At 54.3% G+C, this 19,704-nt stretch carries 21 protein-coding genes; 10 read left to right on the top strand and 11 right to left on the bottom strand.

Annotated elements, in window-relative coordinates; translation table 11 throughout:
- Nucleotides 1–249: 249 nt before the first annotated feature.
- Complete coding sequence (locus ACXIZX_RS23965) at nt 250–450, top strand: hypothetical protein (RefSeq protein ID WP_479405265.1); 201 nt, start codon at nt 250–252, stop codon at nt 448–450.
- 37 nt (nt 451–487) lie between these two features.
- Here ACXIZX_RS23965 and ACXIZX_RS23960 read toward each other — a convergent pair whose 3' ends face one another.
- Entirely contained in the window at nt 488–1,435 is a 948-nt protein-coding gene (locus ACXIZX_RS23960) for a sulfonate ABC transporter substrate-binding protein (protein ID WP_479405264.1), read from the bottom strand.
- Nucleotides 1,436–1,689: 254 nt separating this feature from the next.
- Between ACXIZX_RS23960 and ACXIZX_RS23955 the strand changes: the two genes are divergently transcribed.
- Together ACXIZX_RS23955 and ACXIZX_RS23950 are read left to right on the top strand one after the other, a co-directional pair.
- Complete coding sequence (locus ACXIZX_RS23955) at nt 1,690–3,747, top strand: FUSC family protein (RefSeq protein WP_479405263.1); 2,058 nt, start codon at nt 1,690–1,692, stop codon at nt 3,745–3,747.
- Nucleotides 3,748–3,762: 15 nt separating this feature from the next.
- Nucleotides 3,763–4,452 (top strand): aspartate/glutamate racemase family protein, encoded by a 690-nt coding sequence (locus ACXIZX_RS23950; RefSeq protein ID WP_479405262.1) that lies wholly within the window; start codon nt 3,763–3,765, stop codon nt 4,450–4,452.
- A gap of 100 nt (nt 4,453–4,552) precedes the next feature.
- On the opposite strand, the gene ACXIZX_RS23945 is transcribed toward ACXIZX_RS23950, so the two are convergent.
- From ACXIZX_RS23945 to ACXIZX_RS23920, 6 genes are all read right to left on the bottom strand, one after another.
- Nucleotides 4,553–5,824, bottom strand: coding sequence for an alanine racemase (locus ACXIZX_RS23945; protein ID WP_479405261.1), 1,272 nt, complete (start codon nt 5,822–5,824; stop codon nt 4,553–4,555).
- Between the two features lie 11 nt (nt 5,825–5,835).
- Nucleotides 5,836–6,573 (bottom strand): amino acid ABC transporter ATP-binding protein, encoded by a 738-nt coding sequence (locus ACXIZX_RS23940; protein ID WP_008109157.1) that lies wholly within the window; start codon nt 6,571–6,573, stop codon nt 5,836–5,838.
- Complete coding sequence (locus ACXIZX_RS23935; RefSeq protein ID WP_061718986.1) at nt 6,570–7,214, bottom strand: amino acid ABC transporter permease; 645 nt, start codon at nt 7,212–7,214, stop codon at nt 6,570–6,572. The genes ACXIZX_RS23940 and ACXIZX_RS23935 overlap by 4 nt, the downstream gene beginning before the upstream one ends.
- Complete coding sequence (locus tag ACXIZX_RS23930; protein ID WP_008109154.1) at nt 7,211–7,948, bottom strand: amino acid ABC transporter permease; 738 nt, start codon at nt 7,946–7,948, stop codon at nt 7,211–7,213. The genes ACXIZX_RS23935 and ACXIZX_RS23930 overlap by 4 nt, the downstream gene beginning before the upstream one ends.
- Before the next feature lie 50 nt (nt 7,949–7,998).
- On the bottom strand, nt 7,999–8,835 hold the full coding sequence (locus ACXIZX_RS23925) for an ABC transporter substrate-binding protein (RefSeq protein ID WP_479405260.1): 837 nt from the start codon (nt 8,833–8,835) through the stop codon (nt 7,999–8,001).
- Between the two features lie 142 nt (nt 8,836–8,977).
- Complete coding sequence (locus ACXIZX_RS23920) at nt 8,978–9,370, bottom strand: RidA family protein (protein WP_008109150.1); 393 nt, start codon at nt 9,368–9,370, stop codon at nt 8,978–8,980.
- A gap of 391 nt (nt 9,371–9,761) precedes the next feature.
- Here ACXIZX_RS23920 and ACXIZX_RS23915 point away from each other — a divergent pair, with 391 nt between their 5' ends.
- From ACXIZX_RS23915 to zigA, 3 genes are all read left to right on the top strand, one after another.
- On the top strand, nt 9,762–10,514 hold the full coding sequence (locus ACXIZX_RS23915) for an IclR family transcriptional regulator (RefSeq protein WP_008109148.1): 753 nt from the start codon (nt 9,762–9,764) through the stop codon (nt 10,512–10,514).
- 116 nt (nt 10,515–10,630) lie between these two features.
- A complete protein-coding gene (locus tag ACXIZX_RS23910) occupies nt 10,631–11,737 on the top strand; it encodes an ABC transporter substrate-binding protein (protein ID WP_479405259.1) in 1,107 nt (368 codons plus the stop codon).
- A 163-nt stretch (nt 11,738–11,900) separates the two neighbouring features.
- Nucleotides 11,901–13,121 (top strand): zinc metallochaperone GTPase ZigA, encoded by a 1,221-nt coding sequence (gene zigA / locus ACXIZX_RS23905; protein WP_479405258.1) that lies wholly within the window; start codon nt 11,901–11,903, stop codon nt 13,119–13,121.
- A 34-nt stretch (nt 13,122–13,155) separates the two neighbouring features.
- Here zigA and ACXIZX_RS23900 read toward each other — a convergent pair whose 3' ends face one another.
- On the bottom strand, nt 13,156–13,824 hold the full coding sequence (locus ACXIZX_RS23900; protein ID WP_479405257.1) for an O-methyltransferase: 669 nt from the start codon (nt 13,822–13,824) through the stop codon (nt 13,156–13,158).
- A 91-nt stretch (nt 13,825–13,915) separates the two neighbouring features.
- Between ACXIZX_RS23900 and ACXIZX_RS23895 the strand changes: the two genes are divergently transcribed.
- Together ACXIZX_RS23895 and ACXIZX_RS23890 are read left to right on the top strand one after the other, a co-directional pair.
- Nucleotides 13,916–14,554 carry a TetR/AcrR family transcriptional regulator gene (locus ACXIZX_RS23895; RefSeq protein ID WP_154190738.1) on the top strand — a complete coding sequence of 213 codons (639 nt, stop codon included), beginning with the start codon at nt 13,916–13,918 and terminating at the stop codon, nt 14,552–14,554.
- A gap of 122 nt (nt 14,555–14,676) precedes the next feature.
- Entirely contained in the window at nt 14,677–15,498 is an 822-nt protein-coding gene (locus tag ACXIZX_RS23890) for a Cof-type HAD-IIB family hydrolase (RefSeq protein ID WP_008109141.1), read from the top strand.
- 62 nt (nt 15,499–15,560) lie between these two features.
- On the opposite strand, the gene ACXIZX_RS23885 is transcribed toward ACXIZX_RS23890, so the two are convergent.
- Nucleotides 15,561–16,448 carry an SDR family oxidoreductase gene (locus tag ACXIZX_RS23885; protein WP_479405256.1) on the bottom strand — a complete coding sequence of 296 codons (888 nt, stop codon included), beginning with the start codon at nt 16,446–16,448 and terminating at the stop codon, nt 15,561–15,563.
- A gap of 103 nt (nt 16,449–16,551) precedes the next feature.
- On the opposite strand from ACXIZX_RS23885, the gene ACXIZX_RS23880 reads away from it, so the two are divergent.
- Nucleotides 16,552–17,376: a helix-turn-helix transcriptional regulator gene (locus ACXIZX_RS23880; protein WP_479405255.1), complete on the top strand. Its 825-nt coding sequence runs from the start codon at nt 16,552–16,554 to the stop codon at nt 17,374–17,376.
- Here the strand turns inward: ACXIZX_RS23880 and ACXIZX_RS23875 are convergent.
- A complete protein-coding gene (locus ACXIZX_RS23875) occupies nt 17,318–17,749 on the bottom strand; it encodes a winged helix-turn-helix transcriptional regulator (RefSeq protein ID WP_479405254.1) in 432 nt (143 codons plus the stop codon). The genes ACXIZX_RS23880 and ACXIZX_RS23875 overlap by 59 nt on opposite strands.
- A gap of 111 nt (nt 17,750–17,860) precedes the next feature.
- Between ACXIZX_RS23875 and ACXIZX_RS23870 the strand changes: the two genes are divergently transcribed.
- Nucleotides 17,861–18,910: an NAD(P)-dependent alcohol dehydrogenase gene (locus ACXIZX_RS23870; RefSeq protein ID WP_479405253.1), complete on the top strand. Its 1,050-nt coding sequence runs from the start codon at nt 17,861–17,863 to the stop codon at nt 18,908–18,910.
- Nucleotides 18,911–19,213: 303 nt separating this feature from the next.
- Here ACXIZX_RS23870 and ACXIZX_RS23865 read toward each other — a convergent pair whose 3' ends face one another.
- Nucleotides 19,214–19,654 (bottom strand): ester cyclase, encoded by a 441-nt coding sequence (locus ACXIZX_RS23865; protein WP_479405252.1) that lies wholly within the window; start codon nt 19,652–19,654, stop codon nt 19,214–19,216.
- Between the last annotated feature and the right edge of the window lie 50 nt (nt 19,655–19,704).

Genomic DNA, 19,704 nt, shown 5'->3' with positions numbered 1-19,704 from the left:
ATTAAGCCAAATTTTTTATTCGGCATCGGTGAATTATTAATTAAGATTGGCCCTGGTTTTTAAGTTGATATCAATAAAAGGGAGCAACAGAATGCAATCAGCCCTGACACAACACCTGTCCGCACGCTAATCAAAACGTAATCAAGGGAGATGCTTCGCTAGTACAATAAGGATCAACGTGACGATCTGACCAAACAGCAACGCGACGCCTGAGTTAGGCGCGGAACGTGATTAAAAAGGGGCTGAGACATGACTGAACGCGATATTTTCAGTGAACTAATGACGGGTATGCAGGAGCTGAAAGATCATCAAGACGGAAACATCACGCTTAAGACATACAAGGTCAGCAAGTGCGCGCCGTTGACCATTGCACCACAGAAACTGTGTGATTTACCCGAAAACCTCAACCTGTCTCAGGCCGTTTTTGTGCGTATTACGAGTAAAAGATAAATCCAGGCCATTTATCAGGCCCGGATTAATTAATAATTTACTTTTTATCAAGCGACCAGGTAGCGCTGCGCACATCCACTTTCACTGGCAACAGACCCACGCGCGTAAAGGTATCCGCTAGCGCTTGCTGCTCATCAAACACCTGTGGTGTCATGCGTGACGCGCCATAAGGCAGACGTTTAATGGTGGTTTGCCAGATGGCTTTATCCAGGCCGGTCGATTTCGACAGAATCGCTGCCGCGTCATCCGGGTTCTTGTTCGCCCAATCGCTGAGTTTGCTCAGTTCATCAACCACCTGTTTCGCGGTATCAGGATGCCCTTCCGCAAACGGACGGCTGGCGAGATAGAAGGTGTAATGCGGCACCAATCCTTCTGCGTTGCGAATTTCACGCGCACCGGCGTTGGCTTCCACTTCTGCCAGGTACGGATCCCAAATCACCCACGCATCAATTGCGCCTTTCTGGAACGCAGCGCGCGCATCGGCAGGCGGCAGATACACCGGCGTCACGTCTTTGTAGTTAAGCCCCGCATCTTCCAGCGCTTTCACCAGCAGATAGTTAACGTCAGAGCCTTTGTTCAGGCCGACGCGTTTGCCTTTCAAATCGGCCACGCTGTTAATTGTGGAGTCTTTCGGCACCACGATGGCTTCCGTTTTCGGGTTAGCCGGAGAATGACCGAGATAGATCAAATCGGCTTTCGCGGCCTGCGCGAAGGCGGGCGGCGCATCGCCGGTAGCCGCCAAATCAATGCTGCCGACGTTTAAGCCCTCCAACATCTGCGGACCAGCTGGGAATTCTACCCAACGGATAGCAATGCCTTCCTTTTTAAAGGTTTCATCCAGCGTGCCGCGATATTTCAGCAGGGCAAAGATGTTGGCTTTCTGATAGCCGATGGTGACGGTTTCTGGGTTGGCGGCGAAGGCGTGTGTGGAGAGCAGGCCAACGCTGAGAGCTAAAGCGCTCAGGACAGGAAGTTTTGCTTTCATGATGATTCTCGTGTGGTTTTTTTGCCACCTTAGCAAAGCCCTTATATAACCAATAAATAACTAATTTCGATCGCTTATAACCGTTTTTTATGTGATCTGGATCATTCACTGTAATCAGCAAACAGGGTTTGGATTTCCATAGATGCCCATATAATTAGCACGGTAATAATTTGTATAACAAATCAAAATGCCATTACTAAAAGCTTCTGTCAGGATAAGCCATTCCGCTGCCTGCATAAGGTTTTACCCGTTCTATGAAGTGGTTTTCACGAAGCGCAGTGCTGTTTTCTGCCAAAACCTGTCTTGCTGCCTTTCTGGCTTTTTACATTGCTCTGGAACTCAATCTCGATAAACCGGCCTGGTCACTGACTACAGTGTACGTTGCCTCGCAGCTCTATTCGGGCTCGACGGTATCGAAATCGGTTTTCCGTTTCTTCGGCACCCTGCTGGGCGGGCTGTTTACGCTGCTGATCTATCCCGCCACGGTGCAGGATCCGCTGCTGTTCAGCCTGTGCATCTCACTTTGGGTAGCGGTTTGCCTCTATCTTTCGCTGCACGACCGCACGCCGAAGAGCTACGTATTTATGCTGGCGGGCTACAGCGCAGCGATTATGGGTTTTCCCGATGTGGTGTCGCCCTCGGCCATTACCTACACGGTGATTTCCCGCGTTGAGGAGATCACCGTGGCGATTGTTTGCAGCAGCTTGGTGCATCGCCTGCTGTGGCCGGTCTCGATGCGCAATTTGTTAGAGCAGAGCGTTAACCAGTGGTATCAGAATGCGCGCTCGCTGTGCAGCGAGCTGGTCACGGCGATGCCCACTGAAAAGTCGGTGGAGCGCGAAGATATCCTGATTCAGATGGCCAACTATCCGCTCAACGTCGAAACGCTCATCACGCACTGCGTGTATGAAGGCGATGCCGCGCGGCGTCTGGTGCGTTTAGTTAGCGTGCAATATCAGCATCTCTCCTATTTCATCCCCACGCTGACGGCAATCGAGTCGCGCCTCAATCTGCTGGCGCAGCAGCAAATCCGTTTTCCCGACTACATCGCTGAGGTCTTCCAGCAATTTTTGCTGTGGCTAAACGGTGAAGATCAGCTGCCGGTGCGCGACAAGCTCAGCCACGCGCAAGAGCAGCTGAAAGAGGCGTGGCAAGAGGGAAGGCTCAACAGTGAAGAGAGCATTCTGCTAATGGGATTGCTGGAACGCTTGCTCAATTTTGTGCGCATCGTTGATGCCTATCAAAGCGTTAGCGAACGCGTCAGTGAATGGACGCCCGCAGTTAAAGCCGGAAAGATGGCGCGTGCACATAAACACGTCGATAAAGGTTTGTTGCTGCTGTCGTCGTTCACCGCCTTTATCGCCACCTTCGTCACCTGCGTATTTTGGATTGGCAGCGGCTGGGTGGATGGTGCCACCGCGCCGATGATGGCGGCGGTGCTGTGCTCCTTCTTTGCCGGCATGGACAGCCCAATTGCACCGATGAAGCTGTTCCTGAAAGGTGTGCTGATCTCCGTGGTGATCAGCCTGTTGTATATCACCTTGCTGATTCCGCAGGCGGTGACCTTCGAAGCGCTGGTGATCTGCCTTGCGCCGGGCTTGCTGGCGCTGGGATTGGTTATCGCTAATCCGTCGACCAACCTGATTGGCCTGATTGTCGCCACGCAGATTCCTGGCTTGATTGGCATGAGCCACAACTTTAAGCCCGATCTACAGCTTATAGTGAACGCTATCCTTTCGACGCTAGTGGGTATTACCTTCGCGGTGGTGATCACGGCGCTGATTCGCAACAAGCGTCCGTCGTGGACCGCCAAACGTGCGGTGCGCAAAGGTATCCGCGAGCTGCTGCATTTTATCGCCACGGTGCGGCTCAACAGCGTCACGCTGACCGCGCGGCAGCAGTTTGTCTCGCGCACGCTGGATAAGGTCAACATCATCCTGCCGCGTAAACGTGTCGATCCGGTGCCAGAGCTGGTCTCCGGCGGCAATCTGATCGCTGAAGCCTGGCTGGGCGCAAACTGCTACGACTACTACACGCGTCATCGTGAGCTGCTGCTGGCACATCACATCGAAAGCGCGGCGATGTTCCACGAGCTAAGCCAGTTCCTTAAGCGCCGCTTGAAGTCGCTGCAAACCACGCCGCAACCGGAATTGCTGGCGGAACTGAACACGCTGTTGCTGCGACTGGAAACGGCGGCGCTGCAGGAGAACACGCTATTTGCGCCCATGTTCCACCTGTTCAATATTCGTTTATCGCTGTTTCCTGCGGCGCGCTGGCCGGAAAACCATTACAGTGCTGAACAGCATGTTTAAAACGGAGTTAAGCAGATGAAAATGATCGGTTTGATTGGCGGGATGAGCTGGGAATCCACCGCGCTCTATTACCGTATTATCAATGAGCAGGTGAAGCAGCAGCTAGGCGGTTTACACTCCGCGCGCAGCCTGATGTACAGCGTTGATTTCCATGAAATCGAAAAGTTGCAGGCCGCAGGCGAGTGGCAAAAAGCGGGTGAAATTCTGGCAGAAGCGGCTGTTAGCCTGGAGAAAGGTGGCGCAGATTTTATCGTGCTCTGTACCAATACCATGCACAAAGTCGCACAGCAGATCACCGATGCGGTCAGCATTCCGCTGCTGCATATCGCTGATGCCACCGCACAGCGCATTCGTCAGGCGGGCGTGAAAAAAGTCGGTCTGCTGGCGACGGCATTCACCATGGAGCAGGAGTTCTATAAAGGTCGGCTTAATCAGTCGGAGATTGAGGTGCTGGTGCCCGATGCAGCAGGACGCAAAGTGGTGCACGACATCATCTATCAGGAACTCTGTCTTGGCGTGATCCGTGATGAATCACGCGCGCAATACCGCAAGATTATTGCCGAGCTGGTGGAGCAGGGCGCAGAAGCGATCATTCTCGGCTGCACCGAAATCACTTTGCTGGTAAAAGCCGAAGACGCCAGCGTTCCGCTGTTCGATACCACCTTAATCCACGCAGAAGACGCCGTTAAACTCGCGCTTTTTTAGGGTCGCCATTTATGGCGACCATCCACATTTCATAACGCACAAATCTATGCGCAATGGGTCGCCATAAATGGCGACCCTGCATAAAAGGTACAAAAACTCATCAAAACGCTGTTTCCAGTGAATCTGTGACGCAATAATCATCATCCACCAGCGGTAGATAGCGCCATTTATCGAATGCGGTACAAGGATGCGAAATACCGCAGCCAACCCAATCGCCTACCTGCAACGGCTCATCCTCCGGCAATAGCAAATAAGCGTGCTGATCGTTTACATCACTGATACGCAGATGCGTTGCGGTGCGCGGGGTGCTGCCATCGGCGTTGCGGACCCACAGCGGATTCGGCAGATCCTGATCGAAGGGTACATCGCGGCGACCGAAATCCACTAACGCCAGGCCCGGTTCCGGGCGCGATAACACGCGGCCCCAAATCTCCAGCGCGGCAGCAAAATGATGTGTTGCGCCCGGCTGAGCAAAGGGCGCGATGCGCGCATACAATCCGCTGTCGTGCGCCATATAAGCGCCGGAACGGATCAGCGGCGTCATCGGCAACGGCAGTTTTGCTGCGGTAAAACACGCCGTCACCACATCAAACCAGGCGCCGCCACCGGCGCTAAGGATGATGTGATCGCTGCCGAACAGCTGCTTTTCTGCAAGCAATTCAGCGGTAGCGATCATCATCTGGCAGTAATCCTTCACGCGCTGAATGCCGCTTTCATCACGGCCTGCGCCCAGCGCGCCTTCATATCCGGCTACGCCCACCAGCTTGAGCGCGGGGCAGGCGGCGATCGCTTCGGCAATCGCCACTGCGTCCTGCTGAGAACGACAGCCAGTGCGGCCGCCGCTTACTGACATCTCCAGCAGCACCGAAATCTGGCTGTCGCCCAGATTCTGCGCCAAAAGCTTTACGCCTTGCAGCGAATCGACGTAACACAGGAAGCCGTGATCGGGATGCTGCTGCTGCCACTGCGCAATCCAGCGAATGCCCGCCGGATCGACCAGTTGATTGGCGAGAAACACATTGCGGATGCCGAACTGGCGCAGCGCGCGAACCTGCGCAGGCGTAGCGGCACCCAAACCCCACGCGCCGCCTTCGGTAATCGCGCGGCGCAGAATGGCGGGCGACATCGAGGTTTTCCCGTGCGCGGCGAGCATCACGCCGTTTTCACGGCAGAAGTCCGCCAGCTGGCGCAGGTTATTCTCCAGCGCCGACTGCTTCATGATCATCAGCGGCGAGAACACCTGATCGCTGCTGAGTACTGCGGTGCCGATAGCCAGCGGCGCATCACCGGCACCCGCAACCGATTTAAAACGTGGCGCGGTTTGCTGCGCATCCAGTAATCCATCCGCCTGCAGCGGAAAGCGAATCGACATAGATCCTCCTGTTAGTGCTCAAGTACGCGTGATAAGAACTGCTGAGTGCGCGGGTTCTGCGGATTAACGAAGATCTGCTCGGGCGAACCTTGTTCGGCAATCACGCCCTGATCCATAAACACCACGCGGTCAGCGGTTTTGCGCGCAAAGCCCATCTCGTGCGTTACCACCACCATGGTCATGCCTTCACGCGCCAGGCTGCGCATCACTTCCATTACTTCACCCACCAGTTCTGGATCCAGCGCTGAGGTGGCTTCATCGAAGAACATGATTTTCGGTTCGACTGCCAGCGCACGGGCAATCGCCACGCGCTGCTGCTGACCGCCGGAAAGCTGCGCCGGATAGTGATGCGCGCGCTCGGCGAGTCCGACGCGCGTGAGCGCCGCCATGCCGCGTTTATTGGCTTCGGCTTCCGACAGCTTTTGTGCTTTGATCAGCGCCAGCGTGACGTTGCCGAGCGCGGTTTTATGCGGGAACAGGTTGAACTGCTGGAACACCATGCCAACGTGGCCGCAAATTTCACTGGCGCGTTTGCGTTGATGCAGCGGCACGTCGTTGACCCACACTTCACCGCCGTCGGCCACTTCCAGTCCGCTCATGATGCGCAACACGGTACTTTTGCCGGAGCCGGACGCGCCAATCAGCACCAGCACTTCACCCGGTGAAACATCAAGGCTGATCTCTTTCAGCACCTGAGTTGCGCCAAACGATTTTGTTATCCGGCTTAAGGTAATGGCGGATTTGCTCATGAAATTTGGCTCCTGGTTTGATGATGTTGAACCCAACGGGAAAGCGGGAAGCAGACAGCGAAGTAGAGCAGGGCGACCAGGCCGTAAACGATGACCGGCTGACCGATGCGATCGACAATCGCCTGGCCTTGATGCATCAGTTCGGACATGCCGATCATGCTGACGATCGAGGTATCTTTGATCAGGGAAAGATACTGGCCCGCCAGCGGCGGCAGCACGATGCCGCGCGTTTGCGGCAGGATCACGCTCATAAAGGTCTGACGCTTCGACAGGCCCAAAATCCATGACACTTCCCACTGACCTTTCGGCACCGCTTCAATACCCGCGCGAAACACCTCGGCGATATACGCGCCCTGATAGATGCTCAGACCAAGAATACCGGCGGCAAACAGGTTGATGTCATAGCCAAAATAGGCCACGCCGAAGTAGATGAACATCAGCGTGATCAGCACCGGCGTGCCGCGAAACAGTTCGGTGTAGATCACTGCAACCTGCTTCAGCACCGGCAAGCGACTGGTGCGCAACACCGCCGCCAGCAAGCCCAGCAGCGTGCTGCCAATAATCGCAGCCACCGACAGCAGCAGTGTGATACCGAGCCCTTTTAGCAGAATCGGTAACGAACTGATGATTAACTCGTTCATAGCGCGTTCTCCCGTTTCACTGGATTAGTCAGCCATTTTCTTGCCCACCACCAGGCGGACTTTTTTATCGGGGTCACCAGCGGCGGGTGAAACATGCGCCGTCCTGCAATCGTACCCAGCCAGGAGAACAGGTTGCTCAGCACCAGATACACCAATGCCACCACGCTAAAGGTCTGGATATACAGCAGCGTACGCGCGTTGATCACCGTGGCGGTGCCGGTCAGTTCGGGCAGCGCAATCGCCGACAGCAAAGAGGTGCCGAGCAGCAATTGAATCAGGTTGTTGATAATAGCGGGCCACACCGCGCGCGCCGCCTGCGGCAGTACCACGGTGAGAAACACCTGACGACGCGGAATGCCCAGCACCCACGCGGCTTCAAGCTGGCCTTTCGGCACCGATTGAATGCCCGCGCGGAAGGTTTCGGACAGATAGGCACCGACGTTAATCCCCAGCGCCAGCACGCCCGCAGTAAAGGCGCTCATGGTGATGCCGAGCGATGGCAGACCAAAGAAGATGATGAAGATCTGCAGCAGCACTGGCGTGTTGCGGATGAACTCAACGTAGCAGTGACTGATCCAGCGCAGCGGGGCCAGCGGCGACGCTTTCGCCAGCGCCGAGAGCAAACCGAGCGCCACCGCCAGCGCAAACGCCAGCAACGTCACCTGCAAGGTGAGCCACGCGGCGTCAAGAAAAGTGTCGGCGTAGCGCCACAGGGTTAGCCATTGATAACTCATGGTTCTGCTCCTTCGGGCGGCGCAGCATCAGCTGCCGCGCCGCGTGGGGATCAATATTGCGGATTCAGCGGGTAACGCGGTTTGTTGCCAAACCATTTCTGATACAGCTGGGCGTTTTCGCCGGAGGCGTTAATTTCAAACAGGAATTCGTTGAGGTAGTTGGTCCAGACCTGATCGCCCTGTTTCACGCCGAAGGCGTTGTATTCCAGCGGCACCAGCGCTTCGTTGGTTACGGTTAATGTCGGGTCGAGCTTGGCCTGATAGGCGAGGAAGTTGTTATCCTCGATCATCGCATCGGCCTGGCCCTGTTTCACCGCGAGGATGGCCGCTTGCGAAGAGTCGTACTCCTGGATTTTCACGTCAATGCCCAGATTGCGTACTTCATCGCCGTTGGTTGAGCCTTTCACCGTGGCGATGGTTTTGCCGCCCATATCGTGTGCGGACTGAATGCCACTGTTTTTACGCACCAGCATCGCTTCACTCGCCACCACATACGGATTGGTGAAGCCGATCTCTTTGGCGCGTTCCAGATTGCGGGTGAAGTTGCAGAACACCACATCCACTTTATTGGTTTGCAGATTAGGGATGCGGTTGGCGCTGGTGGTGTTGACCATTTCCAGCTTCACGCCCATCTCTTTAGCCAGCGCTTTGGCGAGATCAACATCGTAGCCATCCGGGTTGCCGTCTTTATCGTAAAACCCAAACGGGGCGAAACTCAGGCAATCACCGACGCGCAGCGTGCCGCGTTGCAATACGGTTTGCAGCGCTGACTGCGGTGCGGCGCCCGCCTCTTTTTTCTCTTCGGTTGGCGTACAGCCCGCCAGCGTCAGTAATACCAGCGCGCCGGCTAGCGCGTTGAGACTCACTTTTAGCGATGTTATCTTCATTGTTATGCTCTCTTTAGAAATTTTGACGAGACGGCGTAATACCGTTATTTCACAGCAAAATAGAAAGGCATCAATTAATAACAGGCTGTCCTGGTGTGGGCGGAGAAAGTAAACATTCGCCAGCCTGTTTTAACCGTAATATTTATTTACGATCGGCGCGGAAGCATTTCATATCGACTTCGACTTTGCAGTCGACCACTAAATCCTGCACGCTACAAATACGTGCCGGTGGATTTCCGCTGAATATCTCACTGAATACTTTATTAAATGAACTGAAATAACGCGCGTCGGTTAATACCGCCGTAACGTGCACCACATCTTCCACGCGATAACCGGCTTCGCGCATGATAGTGAGACAGTTTTCGAACGCCAGCTGCGTCTGTTCGATGATACCGCCTTCCACCACTTCGCCGTCGCGCATCGGCGTCTGGCCGGAGATGTAGAGCCAGCCATCGGCTTCCACCGCGCGGGCAAACGGCAGTTTCTGCCCGCCGGTGCCGGTTCCGCCTTCGACGCCATAACGTTTAATCGTCATCCGTTCCTGCTCCTGTTGCAGCGAAAATCTGCTAACTATGTTGTCTGATATACCAGACTGCTATCTGCAATACTGGATAGGGCAAGATTTGCACAGGAATTTTTCTTTTGCAATATGTGCACCGCTATTTAATTTTTTGTGATGTCGTCCGGATCGCAAAATAAATTTAAGTCGAGTGTGTATTTAAATTGGAGTGTGATCGCTATCGTATTTTTTTAACGGTAAAGTGAGCGTGGTGCGCCATAATGAGGCACCAAAATTGATCGTGATAATAAATGGCGGGTGATTAATATTTATTTAATCCGGGATGGGTAAAAGTTGATGCGCGGTGTATCATGCCTCTCTTTCATTGCCTATGCCTTTTATAGCCATGCCACCAAGGAGTGAGTTTATGCCGGATGAAAAAACCTCGCGGGCGCGCGGCGTTGACCGGGTTATTGATATCTTTCGGCAGTTGCACAGCGCACGCCAACCGATGTCGATGCGCGCGTTGATCGACGCAACCGGCGCACCTCGTTCCAGTATCTATGAATTAGTCAGCCTGTTGAGTGAAGCCGGTTTGGTGGAATTGGATGCCGAAGGCGCGGTGTTCTTTGGCCGTGAGATGCACTATTACGGTGCGGATTATATGGCGCACAACGATCTGATCCGCCGGGCGCATCAGTTGATGGTGGAGATTGTGGCGCGCCACGGCGAAACCGTGCAGCTCTGTATGCTGGAAGGCAATAAATACACCGTGGTGCTCTCTGAGAGTAATGCGCATCCGTTCAAAATCACCTCAGATATCGGCGTGCGTGTGCCAATTACCTGGACCGCGACCGGCCGCTTACTGCTGAGTAACTGGTCGGATAGCGCGATTCTGGATCTGATCCCGGAGGAGGATTATCGCCTCGCCAGCGGCCAGATCCTCGATAAGCAGGCGTTTCTTGATGAAATTCATCACGCCGGAAAACTCGGTTACTGCATGACGGAAGGCTTGTCGGAAAGCTTTACCTGCTGCATGGCGGCGCCGATCCGTTCACGCAGCGGCCAGGCCGTGGCGGCAATCTGCTTTATGGTCAGCCGCGATACGCCGCAGGAACGCCGTCAGATGTTGCTACAGGAACTGATCACCTCCGGACAAAAACTGTCTGATTTCACCTGACAGCGCTCTCGTAAAACTCCGTTACACCTGATTGAAGTGGCGTTTATTCTCGCCACTTAAGGTTGTGTTAAGGTAATTGATAATAATAACTATTCTTTTTACCACGGAGTTATGGGATGAAAACGCGCCTGCTTTTGGCAATGGGATTACTGGCTTCAACGGCGGCTGCCGCCTCCACTTATCCGCTGACCGTTACAGATATGGACGGCAGTACGCAAACCATCAATAAAGAGCCGCAGCACATCATTCTGCAGGATGGGCGCGACATTTTGACGCTGGCGCTGCTGGACCGCGATGACCCGTTTAAGCGCGTGGTGGCGTGGAATAATCTGCCGAAAAAGCAGGACACGCAAACCTGGGATGTTCTGAAAGGGCGCTGGCCGGAAGCGACGAAAATCGTCGATATGGGCTTTAGCGATCAGGGCCAGGTCAACCTCGAAAGCGTGCTGGCGCAGAAACCGGATCTGATGATTGCGCAACTGCGCGCCAAACCGGCGTTGCAGCAATCGGGCGTGCTCGCTACGTTGCAGAATCTGCATATTCCGGTGGTGTTCGTGGATTACGAACTGCATCCGGCGCAGAACACTGCACCGAGCGTGACGCTGCTCGGCAAAGTGCTGAACCGCGAAACTCAGGCCAAGGCTTACACCGATTTTTATCAGCAGAAATTCGCGCGCATCACTCAAGGCGTGGCGCAAGTGAAAGACAAACCAACGGTGTTTATCGAACCAATCGCCGGTAATAGCGACAACTGCTGCTTTACGCACAGTCACAATGGCTGGGGCGGATTAGTGGAAGCGGTGGGCGGTAAAAATATCGGCTCTGAACTGCTGCCGGGCAACGCCGGATTTGTCGCGCTGGAGAAAATCATCGCCATGAAACCGGATGTTTACATCATGACCGGTTCGAAGCGTCCGAACGCCAATGTGCTGCCATTTGGTTATGGCGTGCAACCGCAGGAAGTGAAAGCTACCTTCCAGACGCTGCTGAAGCGCACCGGCCTGGCGCAGATTGAGCCGGTGAAACAAGGCCGCGTGTACGGTGTTTATCACCATTTCTATAACCATCCGTACAACATCATCGGCATGGAAATTCTGGCGAAGGATCTCTATCCGCAACAGTTTGCCGATCTAAAGCCGAACGCAGATTTCCGCACCATCATCAAAAAATTCACTACGTTGCCGGATAACGCGATCGATTTAAGTTACCCGAACAATCAGTAATCGCGGGTTTTTGTTACGCCGTAAGGTCGCCATTTATGGCGACCCATCCGTTCAATCAACATTCCTCGATGACAACGCTAATTGTTATGTTATAACATAACTAAAAACAGCACTGCGCGTATGCCTATACGCCTTGTGAACGTTGTCATTCAGAGGAGTTGCTATGTCAGCATTAACCCAAAATCAGCATGATTTTAAAAAACTTCCCGTCACCGTGCTTTCTGGCTTTCTCGGCGCAGGTAAAACCACGCTGCTCAATCATATTCTTAATAACCGCGAAGGTCGTCGCGTGGCGGTGATCGTCAATGATATGTCGGAAGTGAATATCGATGCCGCGCTGGTGCGCGAGGGCGGGGCAGAGCTGTCGCGCACCGACGAAAAGCTGGTGGAAATGAGCAACGGCTGCATCTGCTGCACGCTGCGTGAAGATTTGCTGCTGGAGGTGAATCGGCTGGCAAAGGATGGCCGCTTCGATAACCTGGTGATCGAATCGACCGGCATTTCTGAACCGTTGCCGGTGGCGGAGACCTTCACCTTCGCCGATGAAGACGGGCAAAGTCTGTCTGAAGTCGCCTCGCTCGATACCATGGTGACGGTGGTCGATGGCTTCAACTTCCTGCGTGACTATGAATCGAACGAAAGCATTCAGTCGCGCGGTGAATCCTTGGGCGCGGAGGATGAGCGCACGGTGGTGGATTTGTTGGTCGATCAAATTGAGTTCTGTGATGTGCTGATCCTCAACAAAACCGACCTGATTGATGAGACGGAAAAAGCGCGATTAATGGCGATCCTGACGTCGCTCAATCCACGCGCCAACATCATTACCTCTGAATTTGGCAAAGTCGGGCTGGATCAGGTGCTCAACACCGGTTTGTTTAATTTTGATGCCGCCGCACAGGCGCCGGGCTGGCTGCAGGAGTTGCGTGGTGAACACACGCCAGAAACGGAAGAATATGGCATTCGTAACTTCGTGTTCCGCGCACGTCGCCCATTCCATCCGATGCGTTTTTTCCAGTTGATTGAAAACGAGATGCGCGGCGTGGTGCGTTCTAAAGGCTACTTCTGGCTCGCCAGCCGTCCGCGCCATGCCGGTTCATGGTCGCAGGCGGGCGGCGTGTCGCGCCAGGGTTTAGCCGGGATGTGGTGGGCCAGCGTACCTAAGGATCGCTGGCCGGAAGATGCGGAAAACCTTGGCTACATCTTAGAGAATTGGGTTGACGGTAGCGGCGACGCGCGTCAGGAACTGGTGTTTATCGGCATCGACATGGATGAAACAGCGCTGCGAAACAAACTGGAACAGGCGCTGCTAACCGATGAGGAAATGGCGCTCGGCCCCGATAATTGGGCAGAATTCCCCGATCCCTTCCAGCCATGGTTTAATTGATTTGTAGGGTCGCCATTCATGGCGACCTCCTCAATTACGCTGCACCCAACCACATCGAAACCTCAACCCCATCATTAAACGGCAGCGACATAAACCCTCTACTGCTGTGCACCAGCTCCAGATATTCCGGGCTGAAATCGGCATCGTCGGCAACAATTAGCGCGCCAGGACGCAAAAACGGCTGCACCAGCGTCACGATCTCCGGATAGATCGCTTTTGCGCCGTCCAGCACCAGCATATCGATGATGGCCGGCAGGTCGCGGCTTAATGTCTGCAACGCATCGCCCACGCGCACCTCAATTAAATCGCTGACGCCCGCATCGGCGAAATGGTTACGGGCTAACGCCACTTTCCCCTGCTCAAATTCGCAGGTGATGATATTGCCGCCACCGTTATCGCGCACTGCCGCCGCCAAATGCAGCGTGGAAATGCCGAACGAGGTACCAAATTCAACGATGGTTTTGGCATGGCTGCTGCGCGCCAGCATATACAGCAACTTGCCGGTTTCACGCGAGACTGCCAGCGGGACTTCCTTCAGATGTCCGTAAAGTTCCAGGTAATCGGTTTTGCTGTGCAGCAGGCGATGTTGTTCGGCATCAGACATGGTTCTGAAAGCATCGTTGGTTGGATGCGCCATATTATCGGCCAGCTCAAACAGGTAATTGAGCAGCGGCGCCAGTGGCGCAGAAGTTAAGGTATTCATATTGTTCTCCGGGCATACAAAGTGGATTTTGCTGTGCCAACAGAATACGATGAATTATTCGCGTTTCACTATTCGTGTTCAGGGGATGATGATGGCTGAGCCACGTAACACTAAGATTTCAGAGCGAAAAAGACCCAAGCAGGCACGCTCCAGCGAGCTGGTTTCCGCCATTTTGCAAGCGGCTACTCAGGTTTTGGAACTGGAAGGGGCCGCGCGTTTCACCACGGCGCGGGTGGCGGAACGCGCGGGCGTGAGTATTGGATCGCTGTATCAATATTTTCCCAATAAGGCGGCTATTCTTTTCAGATTGCAAAGCGAGGAATGGCAGCGCACCGGCAATTTGTTAGGCGCGATTCTGCGAAATACCGCCAACACACCGCGTCAGCGACTGCACGATCTTACGCTGGCGTTTTTACATTCCGAATGCGAAGAAGCGGCGATGCGCACCGCGCTGAATGACGCCGCGCCTCTGTATCGTGATGCGCCGGAAGTGCAGGAAGCGCGCGCGGCAGGTGAAAACGTCATCAGTGATTTTCTGCGTGAAGTATTACCGCAGTCAGAGGAGAGCGAACGGGCGCGCGCCGCAGATTTATTGAACAGTACGCTGGGCAATGTTGGGAAACACTTTTCCGAATCGCCGCGCACGCCAGCAGAGATTCAGGCTTACGCGCACGAGATGGCTGAGATGTTTTGTGCCTGGATCAGGGAAAAAGGCGCCGATTTACAGTAAAAGATGGACTGGAAATCTCTGAAAGCGGTTAACAAACTCATTATTCACATTCTCAATAATCCACACCGCGAGTAAGCTTAACAAAACCTTTATAGAGCCGAATGAGCAAACGGGAGAGCAAAATGGCAGTGAAGATGATTGCGGTGGATATGGATGGCACTTTTCTCGATGACAACAAACAGTACAACGCGCAGCGCTTTGCGCGTCAATATGCGTTGTTGAAAGAGAAGGGCATTCGTTTCGTGGTCGCCAGCGGCAATCAGTATTATCAGTTGCTGCGCTACTTTCCTGACATCAAAGATGAGATCGCTTTTGTCGCGGAAAACGGCGCATGGGTTTCTGACAGCAATGAAGAGATCTTCTGCGGTGAACTGGCGCAGGAACGCGTGCATCAAATCCTCGATATTCTCGCCAAAGAACCGGACATCAGCACCGTGGTTTGTGGCCGCAACGGTGCGTACGTGCACACGTCAATGTCCGACGAAGTGATTGCCATGCTGGCGAATCACTACCATCGTCTGGAAAAGCGCGACAATCTCTACGATATCGACGACACCATCTTTAAGTTCTCGCTGAATCTAGCGCACGAAGGCGTTGATGCCTTGATGGAGCGGTTGCACGCTGAGCTGGGCGCGATTGAAAACATTATGCATCCGGTTTCCAGCGGTTTTGGTTTTGTTGATTTGATCATTCCCGGCTGCCACAAAGCGCACGGCATCGCGCTGCTACAGGAAAAATGGGGCATCGATGATTGTGAAGTGGTTGCGGTAGGCGACAGCGCCAACGACATCGAAATGCTGCGTCAGGCATGCTATAGCTTCTCAATGGCGAACGCCGCAGCACCGGTTAGCGCGGTGTCGCGTTACAGAACCGAAAGCAATAATGACGAAGGCGCACTTAACGTGATCGCCCGCATTCTGGCGCGCGAAGTGCCGTTTGGTTGATGCATTTCCAGGTGCGCATAAATGCGCACCTGACTTCGTAGGGTCGCCATTCATGGCGACCGTTATTTAAAATATCCCGCCTCACGTATATTCTGCAGTAATCCCGGCCCATTCGGCTGCCAGTTAAACGTCTCACGCGTCCACGCGCTGGAGGACGGATTATCGGTAGAGGCGAAAAATGCCATCCAACCTAACCACGCTTTGGCTTCTTCCAATGTCAGGCTTTTCACCGGCAGTGCTAATCCGGCGCCGATGGTTTCGGCAATCTGACGGAACGGCACTCCTTCCTCCTGCACCGCATGCAGAATTGCACCCGGCTCAGCCTTTTCGGCCGCCAGGCAAAACAGTTCAGCTGCATCATCACGATGTACCGCAGGCCAGCGATTCTCGCCGTCGCCGACATATACCGCCGCACCTTTCTCCTTCGCCATGTTGATGATCATCGGAATAAATCCATGATCGCCCGCGCCATGCACGGTTGGCGGCAAGCGCACCAGCGCCACGCGCACGCCGCTGTCGGCCAGCGCCAACGCGGCGACGTTAGAATTGGAACGTGGATGCACGCCCGCTGTCGGTCTGATTTGTTCGGTGGCGAGACGTCCAGGCGACACCAACGCGGTGCCGGTGGTGACAATCAGCGGACGATCTGAACCTGCCAAAACTTCCCCCATCGCCAGAATCGCGCGTTGATCGACGTCGGCAGCATGATCCATGCGGCTGAAATCGTGGATATAACCGGCATGGATTACGCCGTCGCTCTCTTCAACAGCCCTGCGCAGACCGACGAGGTCTTCAAGATCGCCGCGAATCACCTGCACACCTTGCTGCTGCAATTTTTCTGCGGAAGCCTCGCTGCGCGCCAGACCTTGCACCTGATAACCGCGTGCCTGCAGTTTTTTCACAATGGCGGAACCGATAAAGCCGCTCGCCCCGGTCACAAAAATTCGCATATTGGTGCTCCACTTTTTCAAAGTTGAAGCACTATCATAAAAGTCTGTGACGCGGCGAAAAGTCGTGAGCTTATACAGGTATACGCACTAACAGGATAAAGGCATGACTCAGCAAGATGACAACGTGCTCGGCAACTATCTGCGCGAACGCCGCCAGCGGCTGGATGCGGCGAAACTCGGCTACACCTTGCTGCGCCGCCGCACGCCAGGCCTGCGCCGGGAAGAAGTGGCGGTGCGCGCGTGCGTCAGCACCACATGGTATACGTGGCTGGAGCAGGGCAGAGGCGGCGCGCCTTCGGAAGAATTGCTGGAACGTTTAGCCCGCGCATTAGAACTGAGCGCCGCCGAGCGCGATCACCTGTTTTTGCTGGCGCAAAATCGTCTGCCGGGCGTGACATGGCAAGCGGGCGTGGATGTTTCGCCATCGCTACAGCGCGTACTCGACAGCATGGAGAACACGCCAGCGTTGGTGAAAACCGCAGAGTGGCAAGTGGTGGCGTGGAACCGTGCGGCGACGAAAGTATTTGTTGATTATGCCGAGCTGCCGCCTGCCCAGCGCAATATCCTGCTAATGATGTTCCGTAACGAGGAGATGAAAAAGCGTCTGCCGGACTGGCATAAAGTAACGCGCGGCATGGTGGCCAACTTCCGCGCGGACGTGGCGCGAACCGGCGCCAGCGAGCATGTGCGCGCGCTGGTAGAAGAGCTGTGCGAGATGAGCGACACCTTCCGCCAGCTATGGCAATCGCAAGAAGTGAGCCAGCATGGCGAAGGCATCAAACAGCTGTGGCTGCCGGACGAAGGTGTGCTGGAGCTGGAATACAGCACCTTCGCGGTTGAAGGCAAATCGGGTTTAAGTCTGGTGGTGTTTAATCCGCGTCAGCAGCAGGACCGGGAATGTGTAGCGCGGCTGATGGCGTGTCCGTAGCGGCGCGATAGTGGGCTTCCATCTCATCCAGCGCCGCCTGATTCTCCAGCCCCCATTGATACATCTGCTCAATCGGTGCCGCGAACGTCATGCCGAGCGGCGTTAAGCGGTAATCGACTTTCGGCGGCACTACATCATAAACGTGACGTGCAATCAGCCCGCGCTGCTCCAGTTCTTTCAATGTCTGAAACAACATCTTCTTCGAAATTCCCTGCAGGCTGCGCTGCAACTCGCCAGTACGTGCGCGATGGTTCGGCCAGTGATACAGCGCGTGCAGAACCATGCTGCTCCATTTCACCGAAAACAGATCCATTAGCCGGCGCGGCGGCGAATCCGCATAAAAAAACAGCTTACCGTCAACAATTGCGGGCATCGTTTACGTCTCCTATATGGTTACCAAATGGTAACTACTATCAATTTCGCACCATGTTCACTATAGTCTGCCGCCTTCAGCTAGCTAAAGCTAGTTCATTACGGAGGCACTATGAAAATCAATGCATTAGTCGCGCAAGACGCGGCTAAACCGCTCTCTTCCAGCCAGATTGCACTGCGCCCGCTGCAGCAGCAGGATGTCAAAATTGAAATTTTGTACTGCGGCGTGTGCCATTCGGATCTGCATATGGCACGTAACGAATGGGCGGTCAGTCGCTATCCGCTGGTGCCGGGACATGAAATCGTCGGACGCGTTGTCGAAACCGGTGCGGACGTAACCCATTTCAAAGCGGGCGATGTCGTGGGCGTGGGCGTGATGGTCGATTCGTGCCGCGAATGCCAATTTTGCCAGCAGAAAGAAGAGCAATATTGTGAATCCGGCTTTGTTGCAACTTACAACGGCATCGATAAATACACTGGCGACAGCACGTGGGGCGGCTACGCACAAAATGTCGTGGTCGATCAGCACTTCGTGGTGTCCGTACCGCAAACCTTGCCGTTAGCGGGCGTTGCGCCGCTGTTGTGTGCGGGCGTCACTGTGTGGTCGCCGCTGCGTCACTTTAACGTGAAAGCCGGTGATAAAGTTGGCGTGGTCGGCCTGGGCGGATTAGGTCATATGGCGGTTAAGCTGGCGAGCGCGATGGGCGCGGAAGTCACGCTGTTCACCACTTCACCGGCCAAAGGTGAAGATGCGCTGCGTTTAGGCGCTGCGCGCGTAGTGGTTTCACGTGATGCGGAGCAGATGGCGGCGGCACAAACTTCACTCGATTTCATAGTGGATTGCGTCTCAGCGCCGCACGATCTCGATCCTTACCTTGCCACGCTGAAAACCAACGGTCGTTTAGTGCTGGTCGGCATTCCCGAGCAGCCGCACCAGTCTCCTAACGTCACGCCGATGGTGAATCGTCGTTTGAGCATCAGCGGTTCATCGATTGGTAGTATTCAGGAAACCCAGGAAATGCTGGATTTCTGCGGCCAGCACAATATCACTGCTGACATTGAGTTAATTGCCGGTGAAGAGATCGAAACCGCTTTTGCACGCATGTTGAAGGGTGATGTGAAGTACCGCTTCGTTATCGATATGCAAGCGACGCGCTGGTAAATGTTAATCGCCTGCACATGGTTGCAGGCGATTTCACCCTGAAATCGCCTGAGCCTGGCGCGATAAGACGCTGATGACGCTCAACTTTACCCGTCATTGCGGATTGAAATTCGCCGGCGCCCCAATGTTACACGATATAGTTACAACATACTTTAATGATTTCCCCCGTAAATTCTGGCCTCGCTGCTGTGGTTTAGTTAATCAGGCAACTAAGTTGGCTATAGCTACCTGTAATCAAGGTTAAAATTTTATATATAAATAGGGTCAGATTAGGGGGTAATTCAGTACGGAGAATTCATAGTGTTAAGCCGGTGGAAACTGGCCCAACTGCTGGAACATTGCGAGCCAATCTTCCATATGCCAGGTTGTGGTAACGCGTTCACCATCCAGCAGATGAAACTCATGAAGACGCACGCGAATCCCGTGTCCGGTTGGCGCAATCCCCATAAACTCACCGTGATGCGTGCCGGTGATCTCGGCGCGCACCGCGATTTTCCCCTGCTCTTGCACCATATCGTGCACGGTGATGTTGATATCAGGAAACGCTTTAATAAAACCCGCCAGCAACGGTTTAAAGCCTTCGGGTCCCGGACCTTGTCCCGGGCCTAAAGGAATGTCATTCCAATCTTTAGTTACGGCTAAATCCAGTAAATCAGGGTTTTTATCACTAAAGGCGCGATACAGCATTTCTACCGCTTCACGCTCTGCTTTAAGGCGTTGGTTTAATTCGGTTGTGACATTCATAGGGGTTCCTTTGCATCAAGTTTAAGGGTGCATCTCACCGGCTTGAGCAG

Source organism: Candidatus Pantoea symbiotica (genome assembly GCF_056491525.1).
The sequence above is the reverse complement of the archived record's forward strand: the minus strand, read 5'-3'. Positions and strand labels throughout refer to the sequence as shown.

What these genes read in the sequence shown, in the direction of transcription:
- ACXIZX_RS23910 (WP_479405259.1), top strand. Translation starts at nt 10,631, where the DNA reads ATGAAAACGCGCCTGCTTTTGGCAATGGGATTACTGGCTTCAACGGCG.
- ACXIZX_RS23950 (WP_479405262.1), top strand. Translation starts at nt 3,763, where the DNA reads ATGAAAATGATCGGTTTGATTGGCGGGATGAGCTGGGAATCCACCGCG.
- ACXIZX_RS23920 (WP_008109150.1), bottom strand. Translation starts at nt 9,370, where the DNA reads ATGACGATTAAACGTTATGGCGTCGAAGGCGGAACCGGCACCGGCGGG.
- ACXIZX_RS23885 (WP_479405256.1), bottom strand. Translation starts at nt 16,448, where the DNA reads ATGCGAATTTTTGTGACCGGGGCGAGCGGCTTTATCGGTTCCGCCATT.
- ACXIZX_RS23940 (WP_008109157.1), bottom strand. Translation starts at nt 6,573, where the DNA reads ATGAGCAAATCCGCCATTACCTTAAGCCGGATAACAAAATCGTTTGGC.
- ACXIZX_RS23880 (WP_479405255.1), top strand. Translation starts at nt 16,552, where the DNA reads ATGACTCAGCAAGATGACAACGTGCTCGGCAACTATCTGCGCGAACGC.
- ACXIZX_RS23960 (WP_479405264.1), bottom strand. Translation starts at nt 1,435, where the DNA reads ATGAAAGCAAAACTTCCTGTCCTGAGCGCTTTAGCTCTCAGCGTTGGC.
- zigA (WP_479405258.1), top strand. Translation starts at nt 11,901, where the DNA reads ATGTCAGCATTAACCCAAAATCAGCATGATTTTAAAAAACTTCCCGTC.
- ACXIZX_RS23915 (WP_008109148.1), top strand. Translation starts at nt 9,762, where the DNA reads ATGCCGGATGAAAAAACCTCGCGGGCGCGCGGCGTTGACCGGGTTATT.
- ACXIZX_RS23930 (WP_008109154.1), bottom strand. Translation starts at nt 7,948, where the DNA reads ATGAGTTATCAATGGCTAACCCTGTGGCGCTACGCCGACACTTTTCTT.
- ACXIZX_RS23870 (WP_479405253.1), top strand. Translation starts at nt 17,861, where the DNA reads ATGAAAATCAATGCATTAGTCGCGCAAGACGCGGCTAAACCGCTCTCT.
- ACXIZX_RS23955 (WP_479405263.1), top strand. Translation starts at nt 1,690, where the DNA reads ATGAAGTGGTTTTCACGAAGCGCAGTGCTGTTTTCTGCCAAAACCTGT.
- ACXIZX_RS23925 (WP_479405260.1), bottom strand. Translation starts at nt 8,835, where the DNA reads ATGAAGATAACATCGCTAAAAGTGAGTCTCAACGCGCTAGCCGGCGCG.
- ACXIZX_RS23965 (WP_479405265.1), top strand. Translation starts at nt 250, where the DNA reads ATGACTGAACGCGATATTTTCAGTGAACTAATGACGGGTATGCAGGAG.
- ACXIZX_RS23890 (WP_008109141.1), top strand. Translation starts at nt 14,677, where the DNA reads ATGGCAGTGAAGATGATTGCGGTGGATATGGATGGCACTTTTCTCGAT.
- ACXIZX_RS23900 (WP_479405257.1), bottom strand. Translation starts at nt 13,824, where the DNA reads ATGAATACCTTAACTTCTGCGCCACTGGCGCCGCTGCTCAATTACCTG.
- ACXIZX_RS23865 (WP_479405252.1), bottom strand. Translation starts at nt 19,654, where the DNA reads ATGAATGTCACAACCGAATTAAACCAACGCCTTAAAGCAGAGCGTGAA.
- ACXIZX_RS23945 (WP_479405261.1), bottom strand. Translation starts at nt 5,824, where the DNA reads ATGTCGATTCGCTTTCCGCTGCAGGCGGATGGATTACTGGATGCGCAG.
- ACXIZX_RS23895 (WP_154190738.1), top strand. Translation starts at nt 13,916, where the DNA reads ATGGCTGAGCCACGTAACACTAAGATTTCAGAGCGAAAAAGACCCAAG.
- ACXIZX_RS23935 (WP_061718986.1), bottom strand. Translation starts at nt 7,214, where the DNA reads ATGAACGAGTTAATCATCAGTTCGTTACCGATTCTGCTAAAAGGGCTC.
- ACXIZX_RS23875 (WP_479405254.1), bottom strand. Translation starts at nt 17,749, where the DNA reads ATGCCCGCAATTGTTGACGGTAAGCTGTTTTTTTATGCGGATTCGCCG.